The sequence below is a fragment of the Vicinamibacterales bacterium genome (assembly GCA_036504215.1).
In the GTDB taxonomy this organism is placed as follows: Bacteria; Acidobacteriota; Vicinamibacteria; order Vicinamibacterales; family Fen-181; genus FEN-299.
The window spans coordinates 99,653-111,628 of the sequence record DASXVO010000038.1; the positions used below are offsets into that span (position 1 = coordinate 99,653).

Here is an 11,976-nt window from a genome sequence, read left to right on the forward strand (position 1 = left end):
AGCCATGCCGCGTCCACTCCTGCCTGCTGTTATGATCATGGCCATGGCGCGTCATCAGACCGTCGGGGTTCGGGTGGGGAGCGTCCTGGTGGGCGGGCGCGCACCGGTGATCGTCCAGTCGATGTGCAATACGGACACGGCGGACATCGAGTCCACGGTCCGCCAGTGCATCGAGCTTGCCCGGGCCGGCTCCGAGATGCTGCGGGTGACGGTCAACGTCCCCGATTCGGCCGCGGCCGTTCCCGAGATCAAGCAACGGCTGCTCGATGCCGGGTGCACCGCCCCGCTCATCGGCGACTTCCACTACAACGGCCACCTCCTGCTCGCGCGGTACCCGGACTGCGCGCGAGCACTCGACAAGTACCGCATCAATCCTGGCAACGTCGGCTCGGGTAAACGCCGGGACGAGCAGTTCGCCACGATTTGCAGGATCGCCGCGGCCGAGGGCAAGCCCGTTCGCATTGGCGTGAACGGCGGGTCGCTGAACCAGGAACTGGTGATGCGGCGGATGCAGGAGAACACCGACGGCAATCTCGGGCTCACGTCGGAGGAGGTCCTCAACGACTGCATGGTGCTGTCGGCCCTCGAGTCAACCGATCTCGCGCTCGAGTCGGGCCTGCGCAAAGACCAGATCATCATCTCGTGCAAGGTCTCCCGTCCGCAGCACCTCATCGCCGTCTATCGTGATCTTGCGAAACGAACCGACCAACCGCTCCACCTCGGCCTCACCGAGGCCGGGATGGGCGTCAAAGGCCTCGTGTGGTCCGCGTCGGCCATGGCCGTGCTGCTCAACGAGGGAATCGGCGATACGATTCGTGTGTCGCTGACCCCGCGGCCGGGAGGCGACCGGCGCGAGGAGGTCTACGCGGCCTGCGAGCTGCTGCAGGCGCTCGGCCTGAGGGCGTTTGCGCCGAGCGTCACGGCCTGTCCGGGCTGCGGCCGGACGACGAGCACCACGTTCCAGGAGCTCGCCGAACGGATCCAGGACTACGTGCGAGACCAGATGCCCGGCTGGCAGACCCGCTACGAGGGCGTCGAATCGATGACGCTGGCAGTGATGGGATGCGTGGTGAACGGCCCCGGCGAGTCGAAGGCCGCCAACATCGGGATCAGCCTGCCCGGCACGGGCGAAGCACCCCACTGCCCCGTTTACGTGGACGGCAAGCACTTCACGACACTGCGCGGGACCTACGACGAGCTGTCTGCGGCCTTCAGGAAGCTCGTGGACGACTACGTCGAGACGAGATACCCCAGGCGGAACGCGGCCCGCTGATCGGCACCGGCAACCAACGACGACAGTGGCGTCGACCGGCCCTGCTCGTCCACGACGGTGGTGGCGGAGCGCTGATGCCAATCCGTTCGATCGAGGAAGATGATCGACAAGGAGACGGTTGTCGTTTCAGAGGCAGCGGCCTCGGTTCGAGCGAAGCGAGATGATTTCCATACGATTGGAACAGCCCGGAGACATCGCCGCAGTACGCGCGGTCAACGAGGCGGCCTTCGGCCAGCCAACCGAGGCGATCATCGTGGACGTGCTCCGCAACGCATGTCCGGAAGCGATCTCCATTGTGGCCGTGGAAGATGACCAGGTTCTGGGCCACATCTTCTTCAGTGCCGTCTCCGTCTCTGGTGGGCACGCGGTCGCCGGAGGCATGGGGCTTGCACCCATGGCGGTGCTGCCGAACCGGCAGCGTGAGGGGATCGGCACCAGGCTGGTCCACGCCGGAATCGACGCAGTACGCGAACGGAACTGCCCGTTCATCGTCGTGCTCGGCCACCCGAAGTACTACCCGCGCTTTGGGTTCATGCCGGCGTCACGCCACGGCCTCTCTTGTCAGTGGGCCGGGGTCCCGGACGACGCGTTCATGGTATTGGTTCTCGATACGCCGGCCATGTCGGGCGTATCTGGCACGGCCAGATACCGGGACGAGTTCGACCAGGCGGTGTGAAGGCCGAACCCGGCGTTCCACGCGAACGCGGACCCCGAGGCGATCCTGTGCTCCGCGCCCGCCCCGCGAGCGCGTTCACCTCCAGAACATCAGTCTCTGGACCCACTGGATGCGGGTGAGGTCGTTGTAGATCACGGTCACCATCAGGACCATCAACAGGGCGAAGCCGGCCAGGAGCATGTTCTCCTTGACCTTGGCGCTGAAGTCGCGCCGCGCCAGGCCTTCGAGGGCCATGATGAAGATGTGGCCACCGTCGAGCACCGGAATCGGAAGCAGGTTCAGGATCCCGAGGTTCAGGCTGATCGAGGCCATCAGGCTGAAGAGCGCCATCCACCCGAGCGCGGCCGACTCTCCCGACAGCTGGGCAATCGCCACAGGCCCCATCAACTGCTTCGGTGACGTCTCGCGCGTGATCAGACCGACGAGTGTCTGGAAGATCAGGCCCCCGAACTCGTAGTTCTTTTGCACGCTCATCGTCATGGCCTGCACGGGCCCGGGGTGGATGAGCTTCAGCTCGTCGCCGATGGTCACGCCAATCCACCCCCTCTTTCCCCGCAGGGCGGGCGTCACCGCAATTTCCTGCCGCGCCCCGGCGCGCTCGACCGCGAGCGTGATGACCTGCTGCGGGTGCTTGGCGATGGCTTCGGTGAGCTGATACCCGAACGTCGTCGTCTTGCCGTTGACCGACAAGACGATGTCGCCGCCCTTCAGGCCGGCCTTCTCGGCGGGGTCGCCGGGGACGACTTTCCCTATCCGCGGGTGCGTCAGGGGATAGACGCCGATGTCGCCTATCTCGTACTTCGTCTGGGCGTCGGGAACAACGTGGACGGTCACGGTCTGGCCGTCACGCACGATCTCGATCGGGACATCACGGCCGGCCTTCGTGCCGACCGCCATCGACAACTGCTCCCAGTTGCTCACCGTGCGCCCGGCCACGCGGACGATCCGGTCGCCCGGCTTGATGCCGCCCCGCTCGGCGGGAGACGAGGCGATCACGTCGCCGACGATCGGCACCCGCTCGAGGAACGCCGGGATCTGCGCCCCCTGCAGCAGCACGACCCACATGAGCACCACTGCCAGCAGGATGTTCATCACCGGGCCCATGATGAGCACCTGGAAGCGCTGCCACTTCGTCTTCGACAGGAACTCGTCGTCGTTGCCCGTGCGGGGATCGTCCGGCGTCTCGCCGGCCATCTTGACGTAGCCGCCAAGCGGGACGGCGCTGATGCAGTAGTCGGTGTCGCCGCGGCGGAAGCCGAAGAGCTTCGGCCCGAAGCCGAGGGAGAACGTCAGCACGCGGACGCCGATCCGCCGGGCCATCAGGAAGTGGCCCAGTTCGTGGACGAAGATCAGCACGCCGAGCACGAAGATGAACGAAAGTAATGTGACCAAGGAAAACCCTCAGACTTCCAATTCTAAATCGCGAGCCAGTTCCAGAGAACAGCCGCGCGCCCACAGGTCCACCCGCCGAACGTCGGCCAGCGTCGCGACAGCCTGGCGGCGGTGCGCGGCCATCGCGCGCTCGATGAGTACCGGGATGGCAGTGAAGTTGAGTCGCCCCGCCAGGAACCTGTCCACGGCGATCTCGTTGGCCGCGTTCAGCACGACCGGCAGGCCGTCGCCTGCCCGCAGAGCCTCGTAGGCGAGGCCGAGGCACGGAAAGCTGTCATGGTCCGGCAGGTGAAAGTCGAGCCGGCCGCACCGTGCCAGGTCGAGCGGAGGGAGCGGTGATGGCCAGCGCTCGGGGTAGGAAAAGGCGTACTGAATCGGCAGCCTCATGTCCGTCACGCCGAGCTGAGCCAGGATCGATCCGTCCACCAACTCTACCATCGAGTGCACGACCGACTGTGGATGGACGACGACGTCGATGTTGTCGGCCGCGACACCGAAGAGCCAGTGGGCCTCGATGACCTCGAGGCCCTTGTTCATCAGCGTGGCCGAATCGATCGTGATCTTCCGTCCCATCTGCCACGTCGGGTGACGAAGGGCGTCGTCGGGACCGACGGCGTGCAGTTCGGCGGGAGACTGGCCGCGGAATGGCCCTCCCGACGCGGTCAGGATCAGGCGCTTCACCTCGTGAGGCGGTCGCCCGGTCAGGCACTGGTGAATGGCGTTGTGCTCGCTGTCGACCGGCAGGATGGCCACCCCGCGACGCCGCGCGGCGTGGGTCATCAGGCCCCCGGCCATCACCAGGACTTCCTTGTTGGCCAGAGCGATCGTCTTGCCCGCCTCGATCGCCGCGAGCACAGCTTCGAGCGCAGCGGTGCCGGATGAGGCGCACAGGACGAGCTCCGCATCGGGATCGGTCGCCAGCGCGACCAGTCCCTCGGATCCGTGGCCGAGCACCTCTGGCCGCCACGTTCCGAAGCCGCGCACCACCGCATCGAGCGCCGGGGCGCTCCCGAGCGCAATCGCCCGCGGACGGAACTCCTCGACCTGTTCGCCGAAGAGCGACACGTTGCCACCCGCGGCAAGGCCAACGACCTCGAGCCGTTCGCGGTGCGCCTGCACCACGGAGAGCGCGCTTCGCCCGATCGACCCGGTGGAACCGAGGATGACGATGCGTCTCACAGCGAGTACTTCAGGAACACGTGGAATGCCGGCACGGTGAACAGCAGGGCGTCGATGCGATCGAGCACGCCGCCGTGCCCTGGAATGAGCGTCGAGCTGTCCTTGATGCCGGCGCTTCTCTTGAGCAGCGATTCGAAGAGATCGCCGGCGATGCCGAGGCCGACAATGGCCACGCCGAAGAGCAGCAGGCGCTCGGTCGAGATCTGCGGCAACCACCAGCGACCGAGCCACGCCAGGACGACCGGCGCCAGGACGAACCCGCCCACCGCGCCCTCCAGGGTCTTCTTCGGGCTGATCACCGGCGACAGCTTGTGACGGCCGAACAGCCGGCCCGCGAAGTACTGGCCCGAGTCGCTGACGATGACGGTGAGGAGGAGCAGGAGCACGGCCTTGCGTCCCGCGCTCGCGTGCAGGGCGACGAAGCAGCCCAGGGGGAGTCCCAGGTACAGCATCGGAAACGCGGCCGCGGCCACGTCGTTGAGCACGCCCTTGCCCGGAACGCGCGCGCCGACGGCCACCGAACCGATCGCCACCAGCGCGGCAGCCAGCGGCAGGTCGAGCGGCAGGTCGAGCGCGACCGCGGCACAGACCGCAGCCGCGGCAGCCCCCGACACGACGCTCGACAACCGGGCGCCCAGCGCGGCCGCGAGACGGGCGTACTCGATGAACGCCAGCACCAGGACGGCCTCCGCCACGAGGAGGAGCGGCACCGGTCCGAGGAACCAGATGCAGCTGAAGAAGATCGGAATGAGAACCAGAGCGGAGCAGATACGGAGCAGCATGCGGGCTATTTCGCCCCTATCGTCTGGCGGCCCGGCTGGATGCCGCCATAGCGGCGATCGCGCTTCTGATACGCGACGATCGCCTCGAGCAGGTGACGGCACCGGAAATCCGGCCAGAACGTGTCGGTGACCCAGATCTCCGAGTAGGCAATCTGCCAGAGCAGGAAGTTGCTGACGCGCATTTCGCCGCTCGTCCGGATGAGCAGGTCGGGATCGGGCTGGCCGGCGGTGTAGAGGAACTGGCCGAATCGCGCCTCGTCGAGTTCGGCAGCCTGCACACCGCTCTCGATCACGCGACGCACCGCGTCCACGATCTCGGCGCGCCCGCCGTAGTTCAGCGCGATGTTGAATTGCATCCCGGCGTTGCCGGCCGTCCGTTTCGCCGCGTCCGACAGTTCCTGCCGGACGTCGGCATCGAGCGCCTCGGGCCGTCCAATGACCATGAAACGGATGTTGTTCTGCAGGAGGGTGTTCAGCTCCAGGCGCACGTAGTGCTTGAGGAGCGTCATCAGCGTGGACACCTCCGACCGCGGCCGTTTCCAGTTCTCGACCGAGAACGCATAGAGGGTCAGCACCGGTACGCCGAGGCGCGCCGACGTCTCGACGACATCACGCACGGCATCGATGCCCGCCCGGTGCCCCTCGACCCTCGGCTGGTGGCGCTTGGCAGCCCATCGCCCGTTGCCGTCCATGATGATGGCGATGTGGGCAGGCATGCGGGCGAAATCAACCTGCCGCACGAGCGCCTCTTCGGGCGAGCCGGGCGAAACCCACGCCAGAACCTGTTCGAGGGACATACCAGCCTGCTGGGCCAACACCTGATCTTACAGGCTGCCCCCGGGCGGGGCAAGCGAGGTGCCCTTGCCGGCGGAACTTGGCAGCCGAGAGATGAAGAGCGGGAGACAGAGCTTCGCGACTCCCACCGGAGAGAGAAGCGGAGAATGCAGAGCGCAGAGCGGAGAATACACGGCGAAACCGGGAAATCCGCGGCGGTCGAGAAACTTGCGCGGTGGCTCTCAGTAGTCGACGCGGACCAGGAACAGGCCGGCGGCCGGCGCGGTCGGGCCGGCGAGCGTACGGTCTCTCGAGCGGAGAACCTCGCCCAGCCAGGCGGGCTCGCGGTGGCCGTGGCCGATCTCGACCAGGCTGCCAACGGCGTTGCGCACCATGTGGCGCAGGAACCCGTTTCCCGTCATTTCGAACACCACGACACGTGCCGCGCCCATCGACTCCCCGCCGGCCAGGGCCTCACCGAACACCCGCCCCACGTTGGTCTGGCTCACCGAAACGCCGGCCAGCTCGCGCGTGGTGTTCTTGACGGCACTGCCCGCACCCTGAAGGGCGGCAAAGTCGTGAGCACCTTCGAGCAGGCGGGCAGCTTCGGCCATGCGGGACACGTCGAGCACCGAGGGGACGTGCCAGACGTAACGCCCGACGAAGGGCGGCACGATCCCGGCGTTGAGGACGAGATACCGGTAGGTCTTGCGCAGTGCCGAGTACCGCGCATGGAAGGTCTCGGGCATCGATTCGACGTCCAGGACCCGGACTTCGCCGGGCAGCCTGGCGTTGAGGGCGCGACGCAGCGTCTCGGCCGGAATCGGATGCTCCAGCCGGCAGCTGGCCACCTGCCCGAGCGCGTGCACGCCGGCATCGGTTCGTCCCGCACCAACCACGGTGACCGGTGCGCCCTCGATGGCGGCCAGGCCCGCCTCGAGGAGGAACTGGACGGACAGACCCTCTGCCTGTCGTTGCCATCCCACGAGCGAGGTTCCGTCGTAGGCGAGCACGAGCTTCAGGGTACGGGTCATGCGGCTCCGGCCTTCGTCGCGACCCTACGCTTGGTGCGGCACCGACATCTGGCGCGATCCCGGCTTCGAGATGGGCACACCCTGCGCGCACAATGGGCACGCGCTCGGATCGTATGTTGGAAGGGACAGCTCCAGGAGCGAGAACAGCGGCACATCCAGCCTGGCGGTCCGCCCGCTGCGGTCCACGATCGAGGTGGCTGCCATCACCTGGGCGCCCGCTGCCGTGGCCACCTGAATCGTCTCGCGGGTGGAGCCACCGGTGGTCACCACGTCTTCGACGACGACGACGCGTTCGGCCTCCGTGAAGCTGAATCCGCGACGGAGCCGAAGTGCCCCGTCCTCGCGTTCCGCGAATATGGCACGCGCCCCGAGCGCTCGCGCCACCTCGTGGGCGATGATCAACCCGCCGAGCGCCGGCGACAGGACGGTCGCGGGGCGCAACTCCCGGACGTGATCGGCCAGTGCGGCACCGAGCGTCGCCGCATGCTGTGGATGCTGCAACACGAGCGCGCACTGAAGATAGCCCGGGCTGTGAAGCCCCGACGACAGGCGGAAATGGCCTTCGAGCAGCGCGGAGCAGCGACGGAACAGGTCGAGCAGATCGTCACGGTTCATGAATGCACTCCAGCGGCAGACAGGCCTCGCGCAGGGGCGATTTCCCTTCCGGGGCGTTCGGTCTCTGCCGGGATCGCTAATCGTTCGACGAGAGATGAGGCTTTGTCAAGCCCGGACGCGCCGCCGTCGCTCCTTCAGCGCTTCGATCGCAGATTCGCGTCGAACAGCTTCAGGATCCGCTTGTACTCGTCGACCCAGCTCGTTTCCTCCTCGAAGCCATGGTTCTCGACCGGGAACAGCGCCAGCTCCCAGTTGTTCTTGCGAAGCTCGATCAACCGCTGCGCGAGGCGGACGGAATCCTGGAAGTGCACGTTCGTGTCGACAACGCCGTGACAGATCAACAGGGCGCCCTTCAGCCCCTCGGCGTAGTAGATGGGCGAGCTCTTGCGATACGACTCCGGGTCGTCCTGCGGCTGGTTGAGAATGCTCGCGGTGTAGCCGTGGTTGTAGTGCGCCCAGTCAGTGACCGGACGCAGGGCCGCACCGGCCGCGAAGGTCCCCGGCGCCGTGAACATCGCCATCAGGGTGATGAACCCGCCGTAGCTGCCCCCGTAGACGCCGATCCGTGTCGGATCCACCTTCTGCGCCGCCGCCATGTATCTCGCGGCATCGACGATGTCGTCGAGGTCCTTGCCGCCCATGTGCCTGTAGATCGCCGTCCGCCAGTCGCGTCCGTACCCCGCGCTCGCCCGGTAGTCGACATCCATCACCACGTACCCAAGGCTCGCCAGCAGGTTGTGGAACATGTACTCGCGGTAGTAACTCGACCACCACTTGTGCGCGTTCTGCGTGTAGCCGGCCCCGTGCACGAACACGACGCCGGGTCTGAGCCGGTCCCGCTTCGCGCCCACCATCTCCGGGGTGAACAGCCGCGCGTAGACCTCGACGCCGTCGCGCGCCTTGAACGTGATCACCTGCGGATCGATCCACGCGAACGACCGCCACTCCTCGGTCGGTGTCGTCGTGACCTTCTTCGCCTCGGCGCCCTTGCGGTTGGCGGCGAGGTAGACCTCCGGCGGTTTCGTGCTGGAGGAGTAGACCAACCCGATCATCTGATCGTCGGGCGAGACCTCGCCGGCGCTCGACCCCACCAGGGCGGTGATCTCGGTCCACGCCCCGCCATCGACCGGCATCGTGCACATGTGGCGCTCGCCCGGGTGCCGTTCGCTCGACGCGAAGTAGAACGTCTTCCGGTCGCGCGACAAGCTCACGTCCGAGACCTCGAACCGCCCCTTCGTCAGTTGCGTCGCGGCAGCGGCCGGCCGCGTGGCATCGACGACGTACAGGTGCATCCAGCCGTCCTTCTCGGCGGTGAAGTAGATGCGCGTGTCGTCGGCCAGGAATCCGGCGTTCGCTCCGCCGAAGAACCCTCCTCCGTCGAGCACCCAGGCGTCGTCGTGCGTGGCGTCCACGACGCGTGACTTGCCGGTGTCGGGGTCCACGGCGACGATCCACCGGTCCTTGAAGTCGACGGAGCGGACCCACGCCAGCGCCAGCTTGCCGTCCGTCGAGAGCAGCGGCGTGCTCCAGTTCACGTCCCGATCGGTGTCCTTCTTCTCGCCTCCCTGCGCAGACGGCTGGACCGACGTCTTCTTGCCCGCGAACGACGACTCGGCCCACACGCTCTTGCCGGTCTTCAGGTTGAGCACGGCCAGGCGGCGGCGCGTCTGCGCGTCACCCACGGCCGTCCGGCCCGGAATCATCTCGGAGTAGGCGGACTCGGTCACGTACGTGGGCGTGTCGGCGTTCTTCGCGCCGGTTGGGCGCTCAAAGACCGTGAGGAACACGTGCTCGCCGTCCGGCGACAGCAACAGGTCGTTGACCGTCTGCCCTTCCTGGGTCTCGAAGATCGGGAGCGCGTCCTTCTTCCGGCGCTCCTCGTCCTTCTTCTTCTTCTCGACGTCCTGCCTGGTGTGTTCGATCAGCTTCAGTTCCTCGGCCTTGAGGTACTTCTGACTGTCGGTGTCGCGCGTCTCGCGCTTCTTCGGCTGCGCGTCGGTCACCTGCTCGATGGCACCCGTCTCGAGGGGCACCAGGAAGAGGTTGCCGTCGCGGACGAAGGTCACAGCGGTCTCACTGCGAGCCCAGCGGGGATTCGATTCGGCCGCGGACGTTCGTGTGATCAGGCGGCGCTTCCGGGCGACGGTGTCGAGCAGCACGATGTCGCCCTCGCTGGCGAACACGACGCGACGATGGGCCTTGTCCCACTGACCGCCGACCGCTGGTGGGGCGCTCTTGCGTTCTTCGTCCGTCAGCCTTCTCGGCTCGCCGCCGTCCCGTCCGACGACATAGGTGGCCGCCTCCTCGTCGCCTGGCCGGCGCCACTCGAAGAACAGGTCTTTCGAATCACCAGACCATCGCAGCCCGCTCGGCGGGTACCCCACCAGTTTCGGACCGCGCATGATGCTGTCCACAGTCAGAGCAAACGGCTTGTGGGGCGTGGCGGGGTCGGGACCGATGGCCAACAGTGGCGCCGAGATCAGGAGCAGGACGGACAGGGTCAGCGTCTTTCGGGTCATGAGAAACCTCGGATAGGAAGCGTCGGGCGGTCGGCCTCCGACTGAAGCGAGCCGCTAGTATACAATTCTGTCGCGTCCGAGAACCCGGAACGCCTGCTGATCGTCTATTACTATTGGCTTGGCCCCGCTTTGGGCGCCGTGCGTCCCGAGGCGCCATGGTGCTCACCGGCGGACGGGACGCCAGGAACTGCGGATGGGAGTCACTTTCATGTCAGAAACGCTTCGTCGCCTCAGCGCGTGTGCCCTCATGCTTGCCGCCTTCTTGGCCCCGGCGTCCGTTTTCGGGCAGACCGGACAGGCACCTGCCACGGGGCAGGCTGCCACGCCGGCCGCCGCCGCGGCGCGCCGGCTCTCTGTGAACGACGCCGTGAAACTCGCGCTCGAACAGAATCTCAGTCTGCAGGTGCAACGGATCGATCCCCAGTTGCAGGATTTGAGCATCGCCCAGGTTCGGACGGCGTGGACGCCGAATCTCAGTACGACGATCACCAATCAGAGCTCGACGAGTCAGCCCAGCAGCTTCCTGTCGGGCGTGGTGGATTCTGCGGTCAGTGATCGATTCCAGGCCAACGTCGCAGCCAATCAACTCCTCCCCTGGGGCGCGAACTACAACGTGGCGTGGAACAGCAACCGCTTCAAGTCCAACAGCGCGTTCGACAGCCCGAACCCGTCGCTCGCCGCGAGCCTGAGCGGGTCCTACACGCAACCGCTGCTGCGGAACTTCAAGATCGACAGCACGCGCCAGCAGTTGCTCATCAGCAAGAAGAACCGCGAGATGAGCGACGTGCAACTGCGCCAGACCGTGCTGGCGACCGTGCGCAGCGTGAAGAACGCCTACTGGGATCTCGCGTACGCCGTGGCGAACGCGAAGGTCCAGCAGCAGTCGCTCGACATCGCCCGCGAGTCGCTGCGGAACAACAAGTCGCGCGTCCAGATCGGCACGATGGCGCCGATCGACATCATCGAGGCCGAGGCCGAGGTGGCCCGCAACGAGGAATCGGCCATCGTCGCGGAAGCGGCCATCACCCGGGCCGAGGATGGTCTCCGCCAGCTCGTCTTCGATCCGAAGACCCCAGAGTTCTGGTCGATGACCTTCGATCTGACCGACCAGCCGACGTTCCAGGCACAGACCGTGGACGTCGACCTGGCCGTCAAGAACGCGCTCGCCCAGCGCACCGACATCATCAACATGCGGAAGAACCTCGAGGCCACCGACATCAACATCCGCTACTACAGGAATCAGACGCTACCAGACCTCAACGTCCAGGGCGGCTATGGCCTGACCGGCCAGGGCGGCAAGGAAATCAAGTTCAGCAACGACTTCCCGCCGGTGCCGCTCAGCGTCATCGAAAACGGCTACGGCTCGACGTTGTCGAAGATGTTCAGCAACGACTTCCACAACTGGTCGTTCTCGGTCACCGTCGGCTATCCAATCGGCCGCAGCGCCGCCGAAGCCGGCCTGGCGCGCGCCCGCGTTGCCCGCTCCCAGACAGAGCTGCAGATGCGAAGCCTCGAGCTCCAGGTGACCACTCAGGTGCGTGAGGTGGCCCGGACGGTGAACACCGACCGCAAGCGCGTCGACGCCACGCGGGCGTCGCGCCAGTTGGCCGAGAGAAAGCTGGAAGCCGAGCAGAAGAAGTTCCAGGCCGGGATGTCGACCAACTTCCAGGTGATTCAGGCCCAGCGCGACCTGGCCTCGGCCCGCAACGCCGAACTGCAGGCGGTCCTGGAC

General features: G+C 66.5%; 10 protein-coding genes. 3 read left to right on the plus strand and 7 right to left on the minus strand.

The window, feature by feature from the left end:
• Positions 1-43 precede the first annotated feature (43 nt).
• Together ispG and VGK32_11225 are read left to right on the plus strand one after the other, a co-directional pair.
• A complete protein-coding gene (ispG, locus tag VGK32_11220; protein ID HEY3382331.1) occupies positions 44-1,273 on the plus strand; it encodes a flavodoxin-dependent (E)-4-hydroxy-3-methylbut-2-enyl-diphosphate synthase in 1,230 nt (409 codons plus the stop codon).
• A 160-nt stretch (positions 1,274-1,433) separates the two neighbouring features.
• A complete protein-coding gene (locus VGK32_11225) occupies positions 1,434-1,949 on the plus strand; it encodes an N-acetyltransferase (GenBank protein HEY3382332.1) in 516 nt (171 codons plus the stop codon).
• Positions 1,950-2,024: 75 nt separating this feature from the next.
• On the opposite strand, the gene rseP is transcribed toward VGK32_11225, so the two are convergent.
• The 7 genes from rseP to VGK32_11260 form a co-directional block, all read right to left on the minus strand.
• Positions 2,025-3,341 carry an RIP metalloprotease RseP gene (rseP, locus tag VGK32_11230; protein HEY3382333.1) on the minus strand — a complete coding sequence of 439 codons (1,317 nt, stop codon included), beginning with the start codon at positions 3,339-3,341 and terminating at the stop codon, positions 2,025-2,027.
• Positions 3,342-3,350: 9 nt separating this feature from the next.
• A complete protein-coding gene (locus VGK32_11235; protein ID HEY3382334.1) occupies positions 3,351-4,520 on the minus strand; it encodes a 1-deoxy-D-xylulose-5-phosphate reductoisomerase in 1,170 nt (389 codons plus the stop codon).
• A complete protein-coding gene (locus tag VGK32_11240) occupies positions 4,517-5,302 on the minus strand; it encodes a phosphatidate cytidylyltransferase (protein HEY3382335.1) in 786 nt (261 codons plus the stop codon). Before VGK32_11240 ends, VGK32_11235 begins: the two co-directional genes overlap by 4 nt.
• Before the next feature lie 5 nt (positions 5,303-5,307).
• Positions 5,308-6,099 carry an isoprenyl transferase gene (locus tag VGK32_11245; GenBank protein HEY3382336.1) on the minus strand — a complete coding sequence of 264 codons (792 nt, stop codon included), beginning with the start codon at positions 6,097-6,099 and terminating at the stop codon, positions 5,308-5,310.
• Positions 6,100-6,318: 219 nt separating this feature from the next.
• Positions 6,319-7,110, minus strand: a complete 792-nt coding sequence (gene truA / locus VGK32_11250; GenBank protein HEY3382337.1) for a tRNA pseudouridine(38-40) synthase TruA — start codon at positions 7,108-7,110, stop codon at positions 6,319-6,321.
• 24 nt (positions 7,111-7,134) lie between these two features.
• Complete coding sequence (gene pyrE / locus VGK32_11255) at positions 7,135-7,725, minus strand: orotate phosphoribosyltransferase (protein HEY3382338.1); 591 nt, start codon at positions 7,723-7,725, stop codon at positions 7,135-7,137.
• A 134-nt stretch (positions 7,726-7,859) separates the two neighbouring features.
• A complete protein-coding gene (locus VGK32_11260; protein HEY3382339.1) occupies positions 7,860-10,244 on the minus strand; it encodes a S9 family peptidase in 2,385 nt (794 codons plus the stop codon).
• Positions 10,245-10,452: 208 nt separating this feature from the next.
• Here VGK32_11260 and VGK32_11265 point away from each other — a divergent pair.
• Positions 10,453-11,976, plus strand: a 1,524-nt coding sequence (locus VGK32_11265) for a TolC family protein (protein ID HEY3382340.1), incomplete at its 3' end; no start/stop codon positions are given.

Coding starts and splice junctions, on each gene's coding strand:
- VGK32_11225 (HEY3382332.1), top strand. CDS start 1,434: ATGATTTCCATACGATTGGAACAGCCCGGAGACATCGCCGCAGTACGC.
- VGK32_11240 (HEY3382335.1), bottom strand. CDS start 5,302: ATGCTGCTCCGTATCTGCTCCGCTCTGGTTCTCATTCCGATCTTCTTC.
- truA (HEY3382337.1), bottom strand. CDS start 7,110: ATGACCCGTACCCTGAAGCTCGTGCTCGCCTACGACGGAACCTCGCTC.
- VGK32_11245 (HEY3382336.1), bottom strand. CDS start 6,099: ATGTCCCTCGAACAGGTTCTGGCGTGGGTTTCGCCCGGCTCGCCCGAA.
- ispG (HEY3382331.1), top strand. CDS start 44: ATGGCGCGTCATCAGACCGTCGGGGTTCGGGTGGGGAGCGTCCTGGTG.
- pyrE (HEY3382338.1), bottom strand. CDS start 7,725: ATGAACCGTGACGATCTGCTCGACCTGTTCCGTCGCTGCTCCGCGCTG.
- VGK32_11260 (HEY3382339.1), bottom strand. CDS start 10,244: ATGACCCGAAAGACGCTGACCCTGTCCGTCCTGCTCCTGATCTCGGCG.